Source organism: Streptomyces sp. NPDC002776, assembly GCF_053592195.1.
Genome location: NZ_JBSFVG010000023.1, coordinates 15,360 through 35,284, shown reverse-complemented (window position 1 = coordinate 35,284; position 19,925 = coordinate 15,360). Strand labels below are relative to the sequence as shown.

General features: G+C 73.9%; 9 protein-coding genes. 3 read left to right on the top strand and 6 right to left on the bottom strand.

Going from position 1 to position 19,925, the window contains the following annotated elements; all coding sequences use genetic code 11:
* Positions 1 to 300: 300 nt before the first annotated feature.
* From ACWD11_RS31550 to ACWD11_RS31535, 4 genes are all read right to left on the bottom strand, one after another.
* Positions 301 to 963, bottom strand: coding sequence for a hypothetical protein (locus tag ACWD11_RS31550; protein WP_451287116.1), 663 nt, complete (start codon positions 961 to 963; stop codon positions 301 to 303).
* Positions 963 to 1,427 carry a DUF2199 domain-containing protein gene (locus ACWD11_RS31545; RefSeq protein ID WP_451287207.1) on the bottom strand — a complete coding sequence of 155 codons (465 nt, stop codon included), beginning with the start codon at positions 1,425 to 1,427 and terminating at the stop codon, positions 963 to 965. Before ACWD11_RS31545 ends, ACWD11_RS31550 begins: the two co-directional genes overlap by 1 nt.
* Positions 1,428 to 1,688: 261 nt before the next feature.
* Positions 1,689 to 1,841 (bottom strand): hypothetical protein, encoded by a 153-nt coding sequence (locus ACWD11_RS31540; protein ID WP_451287114.1) that lies wholly within the window; start codon positions 1,839 to 1,841, stop codon positions 1,689 to 1,691.
* A 428-nt stretch (positions 1,842 to 2,269) separates the two neighbouring features.
* Positions 2,270 to 3,031: an isocitrate lyase/PEP mutase family protein gene (locus ACWD11_RS31535; RefSeq protein WP_451287112.1), complete on the bottom strand. Its 762-nt coding sequence runs from the start codon at positions 3,029 to 3,031 to the stop codon at positions 2,270 to 2,272.
* Between the two features lie 999 nt (positions 3,032 to 4,030).
* Between ACWD11_RS31535 and ACWD11_RS31530 the strand changes: the two genes are divergently transcribed.
* The gene (locus ACWD11_RS31530) at positions 4,031 to 4,717 is read left to right on the top strand and encodes a PAS domain-containing protein (protein WP_451287110.1); all 687 of its coding nucleotides are present in this window, start codon (positions 4,031 to 4,033) and stop codon (positions 4,715 to 4,717) included.
* Positions 4,718 to 4,815: 98 nt separating this feature from the next.
* Here ACWD11_RS31530 and ACWD11_RS31525 read toward each other — a convergent pair whose 3' ends face one another.
* Together ACWD11_RS31525 and ACWD11_RS31520 are read right to left on the bottom strand one after the other, a co-directional pair.
* Positions 4,816 to 5,334 (bottom strand): RNA polymerase sigma factor, encoded by a 519-nt coding sequence (locus ACWD11_RS31525; RefSeq protein ID WP_451287108.1) that lies wholly within the window; start codon positions 5,332 to 5,334, stop codon positions 4,816 to 4,818.
* Positions 5,335 to 5,395: 61 nt separating this feature from the next.
* Positions 5,396 to 6,700: a phthiocerol/phthiodiolone dimycocerosyl transferase family protein gene (locus ACWD11_RS31520; RefSeq protein ID WP_451287106.1), complete on the bottom strand. Its 1,305-nt coding sequence runs from the start codon at positions 6,698 to 6,700 to the stop codon at positions 5,396 to 5,398.
* A gap of 486 nt (positions 6,701 to 7,186) precedes the next feature.
* On the opposite strand from ACWD11_RS31520, the gene ACWD11_RS31515 reads away from it, so the two are divergent.
* Together ACWD11_RS31515 and ACWD11_RS31510 are read left to right on the top strand one after the other, a co-directional pair.
* On the top strand, positions 7,187 to 15,805 hold the full coding sequence (locus ACWD11_RS31515; RefSeq protein ID WP_451287104.1) for an amino acid adenylation domain-containing protein: 8,619 nt from the start codon (positions 7,187 to 7,189) through the stop codon (positions 15,803 to 15,805).
* Positions 15,798 to 19,907 (top strand): alpha/beta fold hydrolase, encoded by a 4,110-nt coding sequence (locus ACWD11_RS31510; RefSeq protein ID WP_451287102.1) that lies wholly within the window; start codon positions 15,798 to 15,800, stop codon positions 19,905 to 19,907. The genes ACWD11_RS31515 and ACWD11_RS31510 overlap by 8 nt, the downstream gene beginning before the upstream one ends.
* Positions 19,908 to 19,925: the final 18 nt, after the last annotated feature.

Below are 19,925 nucleotides of genomic sequence, written 5' to 3'. Positions count from 1 at the left end.
TCAGTTATTCCCGGATACTTGTCAATGCGCCCATCTGCTATGTGCTGTTCCGGCCAGTCGGTCGGGCGAATCTCGCAGGTGCAGTACCGCCGAAGTGACAGACCCCTGAAATCGGCCAACCACTTTGTGATCGGACAAGAACCCGTTAGGCAACCATCACTCTCGGCGGCGGCCTGACTGCAATGGCGGCTGAGCTCGCAAAGAACGGCGGCCGTTCGCAAGCTGCGCTGGTGTGACTGAGCGTCATAGTTGGCCCGTCTGCCCAACTGGATGCTCAGATCCGGAGGCGTTGGCGAGCGGCTATCCGCCGTGGAGGCCCCACTCGTCGAGGCCTCCGTAGAGGTGAGCCTCAAGGCATTGTGGTGCGTCAAGGCCGACAGCTTCGCCGCGGTAGAGGGCGATCAGCGAGTCCTCGCCTCGCCACCACGTGTCGGTCAGGCCCTGTACTTCAGGTACCGGCTCGTACCCGCCGAGGTCCAGGGACTCGACGGCCTTGCCCCTGATCTTGGTGACGGTTTTGGCCCAGCGTCCGGCATGGGAGGCGAGCGCCAGGGACTCCACCCATCCGTCTGTGTTGGCGTGCAGAGGTGTCCAGCGGTTGGCATCAATTCCGAACTCGCCTTCAGGCCCGATCATAAATGCGTAGGCCATGGACACCCGACCGCTTCCGGCCGGGACTGACCAGCCCTCTGTCGCCGAGCGCTCGGGATGGTTGGCGTCCAGGATGCGCGGGCCGCCCTCGTAGAACGGGGCCGGCGGCAGGGCAAGGCCGCCCCAGCGGTCCTGAAATTCCGCGGCCCGGTGGATCTCCGCTGCGGGGGTCCCGTGCCCGACCCAGGCGTCCTGGTGGCGTCGGATGTCCTGCACGGGGACACGGATGCCGTCCACCTCGACGAACCTCTGGGCTCTGCGGCTCAGGCCGGACGGCGCGACCGGGATCGGCGACACCCATGCACTGGCCATCACTTCTCCTCGCTGCTGCCGGAGTGGAGCACGGCCTCCGCGATCTCCCGCACGCGGTCCAGGGTGATCCCCGCGCGCTGTTCGACAGCGAGGGGATGGTCGGTGGGCTCCAGTTCGACGTAGGGGCGCTCACCAACCGGGCGGGTGTGGACGTGGGTCTTGAGATTGAGCGTCGTGGACGAATAGACCGGCAGATCGGTGGTCAGCCAGCCGAAGTACGGCTTCTCGGCCTCCCGGCCGAGCGTGTCCCACAGGTCCGCCGAGCGGGAGAAGTTCTCGCGGCTGAGCGAGACCCAGACACCCCAGGAGAACACCTCGTCGCTACCGACGATCGGTATCTCGATCATGCCCTTCACAAAGTAGTGCTGCGCATGGACCACGCATTGGTCCGAGGAGAGCAGGCAGTCGTCGGCGTCGGCGAATGCCGGATCCCACACAGCCGGAGCCTCGGCCGAGTAGTTCATCGGCAGCTCGGAGTGGTGGGCCTCGCAGTACGAGCAGGTGAACCCCAGATCACTGGTCATGGCACTGGAGCATAGTGACGAGTTCCGACACCGAACGAGCCGCACGCCGAGGCCGGACTGCCCGGCACCTCGAGCAGGAGCCACTCCCGTCCCGCTGCCCTACAGGGTGCTCAGTCGCAACCGGGGTGACCGAGCCCACGCCTGGCCTGGCTGGACAACATCAACGCACAGCACCGGCTGGCCCACGCCGTGCGAAGCGAGTCACCACCGGGCGCCCAACACCCCGTCGCTGTCGGGCAGGACGGCGCAGAGCAGTGGGTGGCGTTCGTCGACGGACAGAGGCAGGGCGCAGGCCGCCCGGGCGCCGGCCACCAGGGCGGCGAGCTGCTGGTGCAGTGTCGTCGACGATCGCATGGCTGAACGTCCCGTCCTGCGCCTCCCAAACGAGCTCCACGGAGCCCTCCTCGGGCAGCGCGGCGAGGACCGCGCCGACGTCAGGGCTCAGATTGGGGCGCACTGTGTCGAGGTTCTGTGGCGTAAGGCGGTGCCAGCGTGCGGCGTTGCGGACGTAGGCCTCCTCCAGCAGCACCGTCTGTTGTGAGTCGCGCTGTGCCACAGCGTCGCCTTCAGCGGGATCAACGCGGCGGTCGTCCTGCGACGGTGCGCCGACCACGTTCCCGACGTGTGGGGCTCGGGGGAGGGTGGTCAGCTGGGCGGGATCTGGCAGACCGCAAACGTCCCGAAGCCGACCGGGAGAACAGCGCGGCGCGCCCGCGGCGCGCGTCACCCTCACCGTGGGGTGACGGACACCGGCGGACTCGCCGGGCTGCTCGGCCGACTTCTCAGGGCGCCCAGGGCTTGAGCATGTCCGTCATCGCGTCCGTCAGGGCGAACTGCAGCAGTGGGCCGTAGGTGACCCGGCCGACGCCAAGACGGCGGAAACGCTCGAGGTCATGCTTGACGGGATGGGCGGTGGAGTTCACGGGAACGCCGACGGCGCCGGTCACGGCAGCGAGCAGCTCGTCGTCGTCCTGGATGGCCACCGGGTAGACACTGTCGGCACCGGCCTGTTCCAGTGCCCGCAGCCGCTCGATCGCCTCGTCGAGGACGCCGGCGGCGTCCTGCGCGTGCAGGAAGAGGTCGGTGCGCCCGTTCACCCAGAGCGGGACCCCCGCGTCGTCGGCCGCCGCGCGCAGGCCGCCCACGAATGCGGCGTGCTCCTGGGTGCTGCGCACGCGGCCGCCGTCGGAGTGGACGGTGTCCTCGATGTTGAGGCCCGCGGCGCCGGCCCCGATGAGCCCGGCGACGATGTCAGCGGGCTCCTGCCCGTACCCAGCCTCCAGGTCTACGGACACGGGGACGTCGACCGCCGCGACGATCGGCTTGACGGCGGCTATGACCTCCTCGAAGGTCTGCCCCTCGTGGTCGTCGGCCCCGCGGGAGTCCGCGAGGGGATGGCTGCCGATCGTCAGCGCGGGGAACCCGGCGGCCACTGCCGTGCGCGCGGACCAGACGTCCCAGACGGTCGGCAACACGAGCGGCTGGTACTCGGCGTGCAGCTGCTTGAGGCGTTGAGCGCGCTCAACAACGGTGTGGAGATCCATACGAGCAACGCTACCCCGGCACCGCCAAGTACCGGGCGGGCGACCGGCGTTCGCAACGCCCCGCATCGTGGACGCACCCGGCAAGCCTCTCGCAGCACGCATAGGACTGTTCGGCTCCGCTTCGGCCGTGACCGCGGGGATCAACGGCCCTGACCTGCGCGGGCGTTCGTCCCCGAGAGGCACGGGAGGACGCGACCGGAGCCGGATCGCTGATAGACCCATGGGTAGCCGGGACGCGCGAGCCGCTGTCCACGCACGTCCGCCCTTGCTGAGGGACTCCGCGTGTTCAGGACCGCTCGTCGCAGTCCGGCCCGACGAGGCGTGTCCCTACTGCCTCGCCCTGTGGTTCCGTGGCGTGATCGGCGGGGCCTCTCCGGCCTCCGCCCCTGTGCGGGCCTGCCCGTTCGGGCGCGCGGAGTTGCAGGGCTTTATGAGTGCGGCAAGAGCCGACATCCCATTAAGCGCAGGTCAACTGCCCGTTTCAGAGGCGGTGTTCGGCTCCGTGGGAATGTTTGTATTGGGGGTTTCCGGTGCCCGAAAAAGGCCCGATCGTAAAGGAGTTGACGGGTTGCCGAGGTCACTTGGTCAACCCTTGCCACAGGAGTGGCCGCCCCTTAATCTCGAATGCGTCGTTCCCCCTGTTGCGATTCCCCTCTTCGCCCCGTGGAGGTTTTCGTGCTGCCCAGCTTCCGTCCGGGCCCGCGTTCGACCACCGAGATCGAGTGATCATGACAACGTTATCCGCTGTGTCGTCCCCGTTCCCCTGCCGGCCGCCTCGGCGCCGCACCCTCTGCCCAGCCTGATCCCTCCCGGGAGCCCGGCGCCCGCCGTCGGCCCGCCCGGGACGACGCGGACACCGGCCCCGCCACCGACGAGGTGACACCCGCCGTCACCGGGCGCTCGCCGACACCCAGGCACAGCGCATCGGTCCGTTCCGTGTTCGTTCACCCTTCCCTCCCTCACGAGCCCCCCACGCGCAGGAAGAAGGACGGTACGTCCGTGGCGACCACGAGTTTCCCCGACGCCTCGCCCCGCAAGAAGAAAGCCGCCACCCCGGCTCCTCCCGCCCACCGCGAACCCGCCGGGAACGGCGCGCCCCGTGGTGCCGCGTCGGCGGGCGCCTGCATCGCCCACGCCTCACCGGGGGATCTGGTCATCACGGCCGCGGAACCCGAATTCGCCCGGCAATTCGGCCTGAGCGCCGACGAGATATGCGGACACGGTCTTCTCGATCTTCTCCGTTCACCCGTTCCCGCCCGGCTCCGAGAACAGTTCACCGCCCTTTCCGCGGGGCGTCGTCCGCGCTTCACGGAAAGCGTGACGGGCCGGGACGGAACCGGTGGGGAATTCCACGCGGAAATCACCGGGGTCGCCGTCCGGAATCCCTCGGGCGCCTTGGTCGGCGTGGTGGTCTTTCTGCGCCGCACCGCGGACGGGGTGTCCGGCGGGCCGGTGCTCAGCGCCCTCGACGCGCAGGTTCTGGAAGGGGTCGCGAGTGGCCAGTCCACCGTGCAGTTGGCCTCCCGGCTCTATCTGAGCCGTCAGGGAATCGAGTACCGCGTCGGGCAGATGCTGCGGAGGTTCGACGCGCCCAACCGCCCCGCGCTGGTGGCGCGTGCGCACGCGCTCGGGATGTTCGCCGCCGGGCAGTGGCCCCCGCGCGTCCTCCCGGAACGCGTGCGGTAGCACGAACCGGGCCCACCCGGAGCCCGGTCGGCGGCTGTGGCGGTGACACACGTACACCGCCACGGCCGCCGGCGTGCGGAGGGTCGGCACCCTCGGCCTCACGCCGCCGAGGGCTGCCACGCCTCCTGGAAGCGGCGGCGGGCGCGGAAGAGACGAGAGCGGACGGTGCCCAGGGGCAGGGCGAGCACCTCGGCCATCTCCTCCTCGTTGAGCCCATAGGCCCGCAGGGTGAGGACCTGCCGGTGCGCCTGGGACAGCCGCTCCAGCACATCGGTGATGTGCACCGCGTCCAGGGGGTTCGCCTCCTGCCGCGACTCCAGCTCGGAGCAGCTGTGTTCCTCGCCGTAGCGCTTGGCGGTGCGGACGGCCTCGCGGACCGTCACCGAGCGCACCCAGCCGTAGAACGCCGCCGGTTCGCGCAGGGAGCGCAGGCCGCGGTAGATGGCGAGCAGCGCCTCCTGTGTGGCGTCGGCGCCGTCGTCGTGGGTGATGGAGCGGCAGATCCGGGCGACGTAGGGGGTGATGCCGGTCAGCAGGTGGTTCATCGCGTGCTCGTCGCCCGCCTGGGCTCGGGGGAGCAGCGTCAGGGGGGAGGGGAGTTCGCTGACGGTGGACATGTCGGGCTGAGACTCCTTACGGCAGCCGGGCGGGCGGGGGAGCGTGAGCGGGGGGAGGTGTTCAGGCCGTGACGGCGTCGGCGGGCCCGGGCTCCGCCGCCGTCGCGAAGCGGAGGAGGCCGCCGCGTACGTCGTCGCGGAACGCCCGCATGAAGGCCGGGCTGAAGCAGGCCGTGAAGTGCGGGAGTTCGATGGAGAGGCGGCCCTCGAAGGAGACGACGCACGCCATGACGGGGCTGCGTCCCGCCTGCGGGAAGTACTGCTCGCGGGCAGGCACCAGGCGCACGTCGACCGCGCGCAGCCCGTCCGGCAGCCGCGGGCCGGGGACGACGCCCATGTTGGTGGCGATCACCGTGGCCAGTTGCAGCGTGGGGGTGCGAGGGATCTCCGTGGTGATGCGCATCTCGTGGAACTGGTCGCCGCGGGCGAGGAAGTCGGCCAGGCGGCCGTGCACGGTACGGGCCAGCTCCAGTGGCTCGGAGTCCCCGGCCACCTCCAGGGTCTGGAGGTGGGTGGTGACCGCGGGGACCAGGGCGGTGGCGGGCACCGGCGGGGTCAGCCGGGAGCGCAGGTCGACGGGGGAGAGGCAGCCGAGGGTGCGGGGGCCGTCGCCGTCCAGGCGCTGCCGGGCCGCGGCCAGCAGGGCCGCGGCGATCAGCGCGTGCACGGAGACGCCCGCGTCGCGTGCCGTCCGGCGCAGCCGCGCGGTGAGGTCCGCGTCCAGGGTCAGCCGGTGCACCTCGATGCGTCCCTGCGGGCCGGTCCCGTCGCCGGTGGCGGCGTCGTACGGCACCAGTTCGACCGGGTGCCGCCGTACGTCCTCCAGGCGGCCATCGAGGTACTTCGCCGTGTCGGACTCGTCGGCCGGGGGCAGCAGCCGGCTGACGGGCTCGGGCCAGCGCGGCCCGGAGGCGGCGGGTTCGGCGGCGGGTTCCCCCTCGACCAGCGCCCGGTAGCGGTCCCACAGGGCGTTGTGCAGGGCGATGCTGCTGTGGCCGTCGGTGATGGTGTGGTCGATCACCAGGACGAACAGGTGGCTCTCACCGTCCGGCGCGCTGACCAGGACGGCCCGGCTCAGCGGGCCCCCGACCGGCAGGGGCCTGTTCAGCTCCGCCGCGTAGGCCTCCTCCCCGTCGCCGGACCGGGTGGTCAGACGGGGCCGTTCGTCCTCGTCCAGGAGGCGCAGGACGTGGCCCGTGCCGTCCTGCGCGATGCGTGACCGCAGCCCCGGGTGGGCCTCGGTCATGGCGTCGTAGGCGGCCGACAGCGCGGCGGCGTCCACGGGGCCGCGCAGCGCGCAGGAGAGCACGGCCCTGCTTCTCTGGCCCACGTAGAGCGTCTCGACCGGACACAGCGCACGGTGCATGCCGTCAGCCTTCTTTCCGTCGTTCGTCGCGGGGGTTCCCACGGCCCGGGAATCGGTGTGCCGCCGCGGCTGTCCGCGGGGGGCGGGGGCCTTTTGAGAGTGCACGGCGGAGCGTGGCCGAATCCAGTGAGGAGCCCGGCGTGCGGGGAAGTCGCGTGATTTCCCTAGAAGTTGGCGGCCGGGAAGGGGGAGCGGCGCCGTGCACTCCCCGGCATCGCATTCTTCAGGGAAACCCCTGAATTGCGTCCGGAGAGCCGGGTTCCGCTTGACCCGGCCCGTTGCGGTGGCCCACCGTGCTGTGCCGGAAGACCGGGGCCGGGTGACGTGATCGCCCCCATCCCCGGCGTGCCACCTGCCCTTCCACCCGTGGGCCCGCCCGGCGCGTACCGACACGCGCGGGCGGCACGGAGCGGTGGCCGCACCCGTCCGATCCGGCCGGGCCTTCGCCGTCCGGGACATTACGGCTTGCCACGTGAGGGTTGTGCTATGTCACTCCAGGAGGACGAACGTCGACCGCTGTCCGGGGCCCAGGAGGGCCTCTGGTACGCCGGACGGCTCGCACCGGACAGCGCCGCGTACAACACGGCGGAGGCGGTGGAGATCCACGGCCCCCTCGACACCGGCCTGTTCGAGACCGCGCTGCGGCGCGTCGTCGGTGAGGCCGACACCTTCGCCCTGAAGTTCGCCGACACCGACGACGGGCCCCGCTGCCACCCCGCCGCGGACGCCGGCGACTGGCCCCTGCACCGCGCGGACGTCAGCGGCGCCGAGGACCCTGAGGCCGCCGCGTGGGCGCACGTCCGCGCCGACCTCGCGACGCCCGTGGACCTGGAGAAGGGCCCGCTGTTCGCGCACACCCTGCTGACCCTCGCCCCCGACCGCCACCTCTGGCTGCTGAGGGCCCATCACCTCCTGCTCGACGGCTACAGCTACAAGCTCCTCGGACGGCGCCTGGCCGACACGTACAACGCGCTGGCCGAGGGACGTGAGCCGGACCCCGCCGGATTCGCGCCGGTGAGCCGCCTCCAGGAGGAGGAGACGGCTTACCGCGCCTCCGACGCGTACGCCCGCGACCGCGAGCACTGGGCGCGGCGCCTGTCCGGCCTGCCCGAGCCCGCCCGGCTCACCTCCCGCACGGCCGCCCCCACCACGCCCTTCCTGCGCCGCACGGCCGAGCTGACACCCGCCGAGACCGGCGCTCTCGACGCCGCCGCGGCCCGTCTCGGCGTCCGGCGCACCGACCTGCTGGCCACCACCACCGCCGCCTATCTGCACCGGATGACCGGCGCCCGCGACCTGGTGCTCGGCCTCGCCACCATGAGCCGCCTCGGCAGCGCCGCCCTGCGCACCCCCGGCACCGCCTCCGACGTCCTCCCGCTGCGCGTGGCCGCCGCCCCGGACACGCCCCTCGCAAAGCTGGCGGCAACCGTCACGGACGAACTGAAAGCGCTGCGCCGCCACCAGCGGTACCGGGCCGAGTTCCTCCGCCGCGACCTGGGCCTGCTGGGCACCGGACGCCGGCTGTACGGGCCGGTGCTCAACATCGTCCCGTTCGACGAGTCCCCGGTGTTCGGCGGGCACCCCACCACCTGGCACCACCTGTCCGGCGGAGCCGTCGACGACCTGCAGATCTCCGTGCGGCCCGGCACCTCCTCCGGGGGACTGTGGCTGGCCTTCGACGCCAACCCCGCCCTGTACGAGGAGGCCGAACTCGCCCTGCACCGGGACCGGTTCCTCACGGTGCTGCGCCGCCTGGCCGAGGCCGACCCGACGACCCCGCTGGGCGACCTGGACGTCCTGCTGCCGGGCGAGCACCCCCGCGACACGCCCGTCCACACGTATCCGGCCGAGCGGACCCTCACCGAGCTGTTCGAGGAGCGGGCGGCGGCCGGGCCCGAGCGGACCGCCGTCACCTGCGGGGACGAACGGCTCACGTACACCGCGCTCAACGCCGAGGCCAACCGTCTGGCCCGGCTGCTGACCGACCACGGCGCCGGGCCGGGCCGGGTGGTGGCCCTCGCCCTGGAACGCGGGACGCGGCTGCTGCCCGCCCTGCTGGCCGTCCTCAAGACCGGCGCCGCCTACCTGCCCCTCGACCCCGGCCACCCGGCCGGACGGCTGCGGCTGGTCGTCGAGGACGCCGCTCCCGTCGTCCTCGTCACCGAGGGCGCCCACGCCCACCTCGCCGGGGACGCGCTGCCTGTCGTCCGCCTGGACGACGAGCAGGTCGCCGCGGACCTTGCCCGCCGCTCCGCCGCCGACCTCACCGACGCCGACCGGCACGGGCCGGTGAGCCCGTCCGACACCGCGTACATCATCCACACCTCCGGCTCCACCGGCCGCCCCAAGGGCGTGCCCGTCCCACACTCCAACGTCGTCCGCCTCCTCGCCGCCGCGGCCGAGCACCTCGACTTCCGCGCCGACGACGTGTGGACGCTGTTCCACTCCTACGCCTTCGACTTCTCCGTCTGGGAGATCTGGGGCGCCCTGCTGCACGGCGGCCGGGTCGTCGTCGTCCCGTACGCCGTCAGCCGCTCCCCCCGGGAGTTCCTGGAGCTGCTGCACCGCGAGGGCGTGACCGTCCTCAACCAGACGCCCTCCGCGTTCGAGCAGCTCATCGACGCCGACCTCGAACGCGGCGGCGGCACCGGGGCGTTGCGGTACGTCGTCTTCGGCGGCGAGGCCCTGCGCCCGGCGCGGCTGCGCCCCTGGGCCGACCGGCACGGCCTGGACCGCCCCGCGCTGGTGAACATGTACGGCATCACCGAGACCACCGTGCACGTCACCCACCACCGCCTCACCCGCGCCGACCTCACCGACCCGCGCCGCGGCAGCGTGATCGGCACCCCCCTCGCCGACCTGCGCGTCCACCTCCTCGACGCCCAGGGACGCCCGGTGCCGCCCGGCGCGACCGGTGAGATGTACGTCTCCGGCCCCGGCGTCGCCGCCGGATACCTGAACCGGCCCGACCTGACCGCCGGCCGCTTCCTCGACGACCCCTACGGCCCGCCCGGCACCCGCATGTACCGCTCGGGCGACCTGGCCCGGCGCCGCCCCGACGGCACCCTCGACTACCTCGGCCGCGCCGACGCGCAGATCCAGCTCCGCGGCTTCCGCGTCGAACCCGGCGAGATCGAGGCCGTCCTCGCCGCCCACCCCGGCGTCACCCGCGCCGCCGTCGTCCCCCGCCGCGCCGACAACGGCGCCCTGCACCTCGTCGCCTACACCGTCCCCTCCGGCGACGCACCGGCCGGCCCCGCCGAACTGCGCACCCACGCCGCCGCGCACCTGCCCGAGCACATGGTCCCGGCCGCCTGCGTCCCGGTGGACGCGCTGCCGCTGACCGCCAACGGCAAGCTCGACGTCGAGGCCCTGCCCGCCCCCGACTTCACCGCCGCCGCGACCGGCACCCGGCCCGGGACACCGCGGCAGGCCCTGGTGTGCCGCCTGTTCGAGGAGGTGCTGAAGCTGCCCCGGGACACCGTGGGCACCGACGTGAACTTCTTCGACCTCGGCGGCGACTCCCTGCTCGCCACCCGTCTGCTGGCCCGCCTGCGGCACGAGACCGGCGTCGAGATCCCCATCACCGCCCTGTTCGGGACACCGACCCCCGACGCCCTCGCCCGGCGGCTCGACGTACCGGCGGACGGCGCCCTGCCCCGCCCGGCCCTCGGCACCGCCGAACGCCCGGCGCGGGTGCCGCTGTCGTACGCCCAGGAACGCATGTGGTTCCTGAACCGGCTCGACGACGGAGCGGCCACCTACAACATCCCGCTCCTCGTCCCGCTCGACGCCGCTGTCGACACCGACGCGCTCCGGGCGGCCCTCGGCGACCTCTGCGACCGGCACGAGATCCTGCGGACGGTGATCGCCGACAACGATGGCGTCCCCCACCAGCGCATCCTGCCGCCGGGGGAACTGCGCCCCGTCCTGCGGCACGTCGACTGCCCCGCCGCGGAGACGGCCGCCCACGTCACCGCCGCGCTGCGCTACCGCTTCGACCTCACCGCCGAAAGCCCCCTCGCCGTCTGGCTGCTGGGCTCCACCCTGCTGTTCGTCCTGCACCACAGCGCCGCCGACGGCTGGTCGCTGCGTCCCTTCGCCGAGGACCTGAGCACCGCCTACGCGGCCCGCCGCGCCGGGCGGGCACCCGACTGGACACCGCTGCCCGCGCAGTACGCCGACTACGCGCTGTGGCAGCGCGCCCTGCTCGCCCCCGGACCGGACGGCCCCGGGCGGCTGGAGCGGCTCACCGCCCACTGGCGCACCGCCCTGGACGGCCTGCCCGAGGAGTGCACCCTGCCCGGCGACCGGCCCCGCCCCACCGCACCGCGCGGCGGCGGCGCGCACGTCGAGACGACCGTCGGCGCCGACCTGCACCGCAGCCTGCTGAGCCTCGCCGACTGCGAGGGCGCCAGCCTCTTCATGGTGCTGCACGCCGCCGTCAGCGCCCTGCTCACCCGCTGCGGCGCCGGCGAGGACATCGTCCTGGGCACCCCCGTCGCGGGCCGCACCGAACCCGCCCTCGACCCCCTGATCGGGCTCATCACCAACACCCTGGTGCTGCGCGCCGACACCTCCGGCGACCCCGCCTTCCGGGACCTGATCGCCCGGCTGCGCACCGCCGACCTGGCCGCCCTGGACCACCAGGACCTGCCCTTCGACCGGCTGGTCGACGACCTCAACCCGCCCCGCACACCCGGCCGCCACCCCCTGTTCCAGGTGATGCTGGCCCTGCAGAACAACGAACCCGCCGTGCTCGAACTCGACGGGACACGCGCAGAGCTGCGGCCCACCGCCACCGGCACCGCCAAGTTCGACCTCTTCGTGGACGTCCTGGAACGCCACACCCCCGATGGCACCCCCGACGGCCTGACCCTGCACATCGAGTACGCCACCGACCTGTACGACCCGGGCACCGCCGAGGCGTTCGCCCGCGCCCTGCACGACGTCCTGCGCACCGTGAGCGCCGAGCCCGGCACCCGCGTCGGCGAGCTGCCCGCGCTCCCCGGGCGCACCCCCGCCCCGGCCGCGGCCGACCCAGCGGAACTGGAGGAAGCGGCCCTGTCCGTGCCCGGCATCCGCGACGCCCGCGCCCTGCCCGGCACCGACGGCACCCCAACGCGCCTGTACGTGGTCCCCGGGAGGGCGGACGCCGCCGAACGCGTCGAGGAACTCCTGGACCGCGCGGGCCACGGCACCGTCCGGGTCACGGCGGTCAACGCGCTGCCCCGCGCCGAGGACGGCACCGTCGACACCGCGGCGCTGCACGCCCTGCCCGCCATCGACCGCACCGCCGCCGGCACCTGGCGGGAGCGGCTGGCACAGATCCCGGGCGTCACCACGGCCGACGTGACGGTGGAGAACACCCCCGAGGAACTGGAACGCCGCCACACCGGCCTGCCCGACCGCACCACGAACGCCGCCCCCGCCGCCCGCACCCAGGCCGCCTCCGCCGTACCGGCCCTCAGCGAGGGCCCCGCCCTCACCGAGCCGTCCGTGCCGGGCTGGGCCGAGGCCCTGCGCCGCGCAGCCGCACAGGACCGGGGCGACATCGTCCACGTCCACGCCGACGGCAGCGAACACCGGCGCACCTACGCCTCCCTGATCCCCGAGGCCTCCCGCGTGCTCGCCGGTCTGCGCCGGGCGGGCCTGCGCCCCGGCGACCAGGTCATCCTCCAGTGCGACGCCACGGAGGACTTCCTCGCCGTGCTGTGGGGGTGCGTCCTCGGCGGCTTCGTCGCCGTCCCGCTGACCGTCCCCGCCACCTACGACACCCCGTCGGCGGCCCTGGCCAAGCTGGAGGGCATCTGGCGGATGCTCGGCCGGCCCTGGATCGTGTGCTCCGCCGGCCGCGAGGCCGGGCTGCGCGCGGTCGCCGCCCGCCAGGACTGGCCCGGCCTGCGGCTCACCACGGCCGACGCGCTGCGCGAGGCGCCCGAGGACCACGACTGGCACCCCGCCGCACCGGACGACCTGATGCTGATGCTGATGACGTCCGGCAGCACCGGCCTGCCCAAGGCGGTGCGCCTCACCCACCGCAACGTCCTGACCCGCTCCGCCGCCACCGAGCAGCTGAACGGCCTCGGCGCGGACGACGTCTCCCTGAACTGGATCCCCCTCGACCACGTCACCGGCGTGGTGATGTTCCACCTGCGCGACGTGTACCTGGGCTGCCGCCAGATCCACGCCCCCACCTCCTACATCCTCCAGGACCCGCCGCGCTGGATGGACCTCGCCGACCGGCACCGGGTCACCGTCACCTGGGCGCCCAACTTCGCCTTCGGACTCCTTGCCGAGCACTCCCACCGCTTCACCGGCCGCACCTGGGACCTGTCGCCGATGCGGCTGGTGATGAACGCCGGCGAGGTCATCGTGGCCCCGGCCGCCCGCCGGTTCCTGCACACGCTGAAACCGTTCGGCCTGCCGCAGGACGTGATGCACCCCGGCTGGGGTATGTCCGAGACCTGCTCCGTGGTCACCGACGCCGTCCTGCCCGCCGAACCCGTCCCCGGCGAGGGGACGTTCGTGAGCTGCGGCCTGCCCTACCCCGGGTTCGCCATGCGGATCGTCGACGAGCAGGGCACACTCCTCACGGAGGGCGAGGCGGGCCGGTTCCAGGTCCGCGGCACCTCCGTGACCGGCGGCTACCACGACAACCCGGGCGCCAACGCGGAGGCGTTCACCGAGGACGGCTGGTTCGACACCGGCGACCTGGCGTACCTGCGCGACGGTGAGCTGTACATCACCGGCCGCGCCAAGGACGTCATCATCGTCAACGGCGTCAACCACTACAGCCACGAGATAGAGGCGTGCGTCGAGGAACTGCCCTACGTGGAGCGCAGCTTCACCGCCGCCGTCGCGGTGCGCTCCGATCCGTCGTCGCCCACCGACGAACTCGCGCTCTTCTTCCACGTCACCGAGGAGGTCACCCCCGGTGCCCTGCGTGAGATCGCCGGGAAGGTGACCCGGGAGATCGGCGTCAGCCCGGCCTTCCTCATCCCGGTCGGGCGGGACGCGATCCCCAAGACCGAGATCGGCAAGATCCAGCGCACCAGGCTCCGCAAGAGCTTCGAGGCGGGCGCCTTCGACGACGAGGTCCGCCGGACCCAGCTGCTGCTGGGCACCGCCGCGACCGTCCCCGACTGGTTCCTGCGGCCGGTGTGGCAGCGCACGGAACGCCCCCGGGCCCGGACGACGCCGCCCGGCCGGCACACCCTCCTCCTCACCGGCCGCGACCCCCGGGTCCAGCGGCTCGCGGAACGGCTCGCCGACGTACTGCGGTCCGGCGGAGGCCTGTGCACCGTGGTCGGTGAAGGGACGTCGTACACCCGGCTCGACGCCGCGCACCACCGCCTGCGGCCCGCCGAGGAAGCCGACTACGCCGAGCTGCTGCGGCGGCTGGACGACGACCGGCGGCCGGTCGACGCCGTCCTCCACCTCGACGGGCTGCGCGGCCCCCGTGCTCCGCGGACGGCGCCGTGGGACACGACCGGTGCGCAGGAACTGCTCGCCTTCGCCCGCGCCCTCGCCGCCCGGCCCGGCCGGCAGCGCCCCGTCGACCTCGTGTATGTGACGGCGGGCGCCCAGGCCGTACGCTCCGGCGACCGCCCGTCCCCGGCCCACGCCATGGCGGGCGCGCTGCTCAAGTCGCTGGCCGAGGAGTTCGGCTGGCTGCGTGGCACGCACCTCGACCTCCCGCCGGACGACGGCACGGACCCGCTGGCCCTGCTGACGGCCGAGGCGACCGTCACCGCGGACGGCGCAGAGGTGGCGTACCGCGACGGACACCGCTATGCACGCCGCCTCGCCGCCCTGCCCGACACCCCGTCCCGCGCCGAGCCGCCCGCCCATGACGGTTTCGCGCTGCTCACCGGCGGCCTGGGCGGCGTCGGCGCCGAGCTCGCCGCCCATCTGCTGCGCACCCCCGGCACCCGGCTCCTGATCACGGGCCGCACACCGGAATCCGAGGCCGAGGGCCTTGCCCGCCTGCGCGAGCTGGGCGAGGTCCGCTACGCCCGCGCCGACGTCACCGACGAACACCAGGTACGGGCTGCGGTGGAGGCCGCCGCCGAGGCGTGGGGCGCGCCCCTGTCGTCCGTGCTGCACCTGGCGGGGGCGCTCGTCGAACGCCCCGTGGGCGAACTGGACGCCGCCACCTGGCGCCGGGCCCTCGCGGCGAAGACGAGCGGCGCGTGGACGCTGCACCGGCTCACCGCCGACCACCCGGTCACCTCCTTCGTCACCTTCTCCTCGGTGAACGGCTTCTTCGGCGGCGCCATGAACGCCGCCTACGCCGCCGCCAACGCCTACCTGGACGCCCTCGCCCGGTACCGCCGGAGCCTCGGCCTGTCCGCGCAGTCGCTGGCGTGGAGCATGTGGCGCGAACGCGGCATGAGCCGGGGCTACGGGCTCACCGCCCTCACCGAGGCCCGCGGCTACCGGCTGCTCGACGCGCCCGCCGCGCTGCGCTCGTTCGACGTGGCCCGCACGCTGGACGAACCGCACCTGCTCATCGGCGCCGACCGCACCGCCCCCTGGGTCCGCAGCCACGTCGTCGCCCCCGTGCGCCAGACGCGGCGCCTGGCCGCCCGCGTCGGCCTGGAGGACGGCACCGACCTGGGCGCCCTGTACCGCGCGGCGGCCGACGGCGCCCGCGCGGCGGAGCTGTCGGACGACACGTGGACGCTGCGCTCGGCGGGTACCACCGCACGCCCGGACGAGGCGGAGGCGGGGGAGGAACTGCGGCGGCTGGAGAACCGGCTCGCCGAGGTGTGGTGCGGCGTGCTGGGCCGCGACCGGGTGGGCCGGGACGAGAACTTCTTCGACCTGGGCGGCAACTCGCTGCTCCTCGTCACCGCCCAGACCGCCGTCAACCGCGCCTTCGGCACCGACCTGTCGGTGGTCGACCTGTTCGCCCACCCCACGGTCCGGGACCTGGCCCGCCACCTGTCGGCCGCGGGGGCCGGTGCCCCGGCGGTCGCCGAACAGCCGCCACGGCAGGAGGCCGACGGCCTGGACCGCGCCAGGGAGCAGGCACAGCGGCAACGCGCCGCCCGCGCGCGCCGCACCGCACGGCAGGGCAAGGACCGGGACCGTGCCTGACAGGCCGAGCGGCACGCGGCACCCCACCCAGCCGTACGACGACCGGACGCAGCCCCAGCCGTGCTCCACCCAGCCGTACGACGACCGGACGCAGCCCCAGCCGCGCCGCACCCAGCCGTACGACGACCGGTCGAAGCCCACCCCACACCCCGCCGAGCCCCGAGACGACCGGGCGAAGCCCACGCCGCACACCACCGAGCCCCGAGACGACCGGGCGAAGCCCACGCTGCACACCACCGAGCCGGGAGAGGACGAGGCACAGGCCGTGCACGACACCAGCGCACCCCACGACGAGGAGTTCCCCGAGTTCCCCGCCGTCGCCGTCATCGGCATGGCGGGCCGCTTCCCCGGCGCCGACGACCTCGACGCCTTCTGGGAGAACCTCGCGGCCGGGCGGGAGGCGATCCGGCCCGTCACCGACGAGGAGTACCTCGCCGCCGGCGGCGACCCGCGCGGCCTGGCCGACCCCACGCTGATCCGGATGGTGTCCGCCGTCGAGGGCATCGACCGCTTCGACTCCGGCTTCTTCGGTTACAGCCCCGCCGAGGCCGCCGTCGTCGACCCGCAGCAGCGGCTGCTGCTGGAGACCGCCTACCACGCCCTGGAGGACGCGGGCTGCCTCGGCGGCGACCGTACGGCCGAGGCGTTCGGCGTCTACGCGGGCGCGGGCGACAGCCGCTACTACCCGGCCCACGTGCACCCGCGCTTCGCAGGGCAGCCCGGCTCGGTGGAGCTGGTCCACGCGGCCACCGCCAACTCCCTCGGCACCCTCGCCACCCGCGTCTCCTACGAACTCGGCCTCACCGGACCGAGCGTGTCCCTCCAGACGGCCTGCTCCACCGCGCTGGTCGCCGTGCACACCGCCTGCCAGGACCTGCTGGACCACCGTTGCGACACCGCGCTCGCCGCCGCCGTCTCCCTCAACCCCTCGGCCGCGCTCGGCTACCGCCACGTGCCCGACGGACCGTTCTCGCCCGACGGCCACTGCCGCGCCTTCGCCGCCGACGCCGCCGGAACCTCCTCCGGCGACGGCGTCGGGGCCGTCGTGCTCAAGCGGCTGGAGGACGCCCTCGCCGACGGCGACCGCATCCGCGCCGTCATCCGCGGCAGCGCCGTCAACAACGACGGCCGCCGCAAGGTCGGCTTCAGCGCGCCCAGCGCCGCCGGACAGACCGAGGTGATCCTCGCCGCGCAGGCCCAGGCGGAGGTCGACGCCGGCACCATCGGCCTGATCGAGGCGCACGGCACCGCCACCAAGCTCGGCGACCCGATCGAGGTGTCCGCGCTCACCGAGGCGTTCCGGCACAGCACCCGGCGGACCGGCTTCTGCGCCCTCGGCTCGGTGAAGACCAACATCGGCCACCTCGGCGCCGCCGCGGGCATCGCCGGACTCATCAAGGCCGTCCTGGCCCTGGAACACCGGCAGATCCCGCCGAGCCTGCACTTCGACCGCCCCAACCCGCTCATCGACTTCGACGCGAGCCCGTTCCGCGTGCCCACCGCACTTCAGGACTGGCCCGAGGGCGACCACCCCCGCAGAGCCGCCGTCAGCGCCTTCGGCATCGGCGGCACCAACGCCCACGTGATCCTGGAGGAGGCCCCGCCCACCGCCCCCGGCACCCCCCGCCCGCCCGAGGACGGCCGCCGCCTGGTGCTGCCGCTGTCCGCGCGCACCGCGGGCGCCCTGCGCGGCCAGGCCCAGGCACTCGCCCGGCACCTCGAACGCCGCCCGGACCTGCGCCTGGACGACGTGGCGCACTCCCTGCGCACCGACCGGCCGGCGCTGCGCCACCGCCTCACCGTCACCGCGGCCTCCCGCGACGAGGCCCTCGACGCGCTGCGCTCCGCGGCCCCCGCCACCCCGCCGCTCTCCGACGACCCGGCCCGCGTGGCGTTCCTGCTGCCGGGCGGCGGCACCCAGTACCCGGGCATGGGCGCGGAGCTGTACCGCGACGACACCGTCTACCGCGACACCGTCGACGAGTGCGCCCGCATCCTGCGGCCCGTCCTCGGCGCCGACGTGCGCACCGCCCTTTTCGAGGAGCGGCGGCCCGACGACACCGCCGCGTTCCTCGGGCTCGTGGTCACCGAGTACGCCCTGGCCCGCACCCTCACCGAGTCGGGCGTCCGCCCCGACGCGCTGATCGGCCACTCGCTCGGCGAGTACACGGCCGCCTGCCTGGCCGGGGTCATCGACCTGGCGGACATGCTGCCCCTGGTCACCGAACGCATCCGCCTCATCAGCACGGCCGGCGGCGCCACCGTCGGCGTCGCCGCCCCGGCCGAGGAGATCCGCCCGCTGCTCGACGACGGCCTGTCCCTGGCCGCCGTCAACGCACCCGGCGCCTGCACCGTCGCCGGACACCTCGACGCCGTCGAACGCTTCGAGGCCGAACTGACCCGCCGGGACGTCCCGTTCCGCCGCCTGCGCATCCCCGCCGCCGCCCACTCCCACGTCCTGGACCCGCTCCTGCCCGCCTACGAGACCCACCTGCGCCAGGTCACCCTGCGCCCGCCGCGCATCCCGTACGTCACCAACGTCACCGGCACCTGGGTCACCGACGCCCAGGCCACCTCCGTACGCCACTGGCTCGACCACACCCGCGACACCGTGCGGTTCGCCGACGGCATTGCCGCCCTGTGGGACCGCCTGCATCCCGTCCTCGTGGAGATCGGGCCGGGCGACACCCTGACCAGGCTCGCCACCGGCCGGCTCGCCGACGCGGCACCGGTGACGGTGACCACCATGCGGCACGCCAAGGCCGAGGCGTCCGACGGTTTCGTCCTCGCCGAGGCGCTGGGACGGCTGTGGAGCGTGGGCGTGGACAGCGCCCTGCCCGCGGTGCCGGGGACGCCCCGGCGGGCCCCGCTGCCCCCCTACGCCTTCGAACGCCGGCGCCACTGGATCGACGCCCCCGGCACCCGCACCGCCCCGGACGACACTCCGGCCGCGGAAGAGACCGCCTCCGGCCTCGCCCCGCGGCCCCGGCTGGCCACGGAGCACGTACCGCCCCGCACCGCACGCGAACGGGAGGTCACCCGGCTCTGGGAGGACACCCTCGGCATCGGCGGTATCGGCCTGCACGACAACTTCTTCGACCTCGGTGGCGACTCGATGCGCGCCGTGCTGCTCGCGGGCCGGCTGCGCCAGGCCGGTGTCCTCGACGTCGCGGCGGCGGCCCTGCTGGCCGCGCCCACCGTGGCCGGAGTCCTCGCCGCCGCCGACGAGCAGGACGGGGAGGCGCAGCGGACCGCCCCCACCGCGCTCGGACCGCTGCTGCCGCTGCGCGCCGAGGGCACCGCCACGCCCCTGTTCTGCGTCCACCCCGGCGCCGGCGTCTCCTGGCGCTACACCGGTCTGCTGCCCCACCTCGGCGGCGACCAGCCCGTCTACGGCATCCAGGCGGCCGGCCACGACGGCACCCGGCCGCCCGCGCCGGACGCCGCCGCCATGGTCGCCCACTACCTCGACCTGGTGCGCCAGGTGCAGCCGCACGGTCCGTACCGGCTGCTGGGCTGGTCCTACGGCGGATTCGTCGCCCACGCCATGGCCTGCGCCCTCCAGCGCGACGGCGAGCGCGTCGAACTCCTCGCCCTGCTCGACGCCCCCCAGCCGCACGGCACCGCCCACGACCCCGACGCGGCCGAACGCCAGGTGGCGGCGCTGCTGTCGCGGGTGGCCGGTCTCCCCGTCGACGCGGAGGCAGCCGTGGAGAGCGTCCTGGAGCGGATCGACGCTCGCGTCCTTGCCGACCCGGCGAGTGTGCCGGTCACCCGCGCCGAGGCCGCCGCCATCGCCGCCGTCATGCGCAACAACCTGCGCATCGCACCCCAGTTCACCCCCGGCGTCTACCGCGGTGACGTGCTGTTCTTCAGCGCCGCCGAGGAGCAGCCCACCGACTTCCCGGCGGACTTGGCGGTGCTGCCCGGCAAGGCCGACAGCTGGCGGCCCTACGTCGACGGCACCCTCCACGACCACCACGTGCCCTGCGGCCACTACGAGATGACCGAACCCGAACCGATCGCCCGCATCGGTGAGGCGGTCGCCAAGGCCCTGCGCGGCCCCGGCGACCGGACCGCCACACCCCCCGTGAACCCGTGAACCCGTGCACCCGTGTTG

Coding starts and splice junctions, on each gene's coding strand:
- ACWD11_RS31525 (WP_451287108.1), bottom strand. CDS start 5,334: ATGTCCACCGTCAGCGAACTCCCCTCCCCCCTGACGCTGCTCCCCCGA.
- ACWD11_RS31545 (WP_451287207.1), bottom strand. CDS start 1,427: ATGAACTACTCGGCCGAGGCTCCGGCTGTGTGGGATCCGGCATTCGCC.
- ACWD11_RS31540 (WP_451287114.1), bottom strand. CDS start 1,841: ATGCGATCGTCGACGACACTGCACCAGCAGCTCGCCGCCCTGGTGGCC.
- ACWD11_RS31550 (WP_451287116.1), bottom strand. CDS start 963: ATGGCCAGTGCATGGGTGTCGCCGATCCCGGTCGCGCCGTCCGGCCTG.
- ACWD11_RS31515 (WP_451287104.1), top strand. CDS start 7,187: ATGTCACTCCAGGAGGACGAACGTCGACCGCTGTCCGGGGCCCAGGAG.
- ACWD11_RS31535 (WP_451287112.1), bottom strand. CDS start 3,031: ATGGATCTCCACACCGTTGTTGAGCGCGCTCAACGCCTCAAGCAGCTG.
- ACWD11_RS31520 (WP_451287106.1), bottom strand. CDS start 6,700: ATGCACCGTGCGCTGTGTCCGGTCGAGACGCTCTACGTGGGCCAGAGA.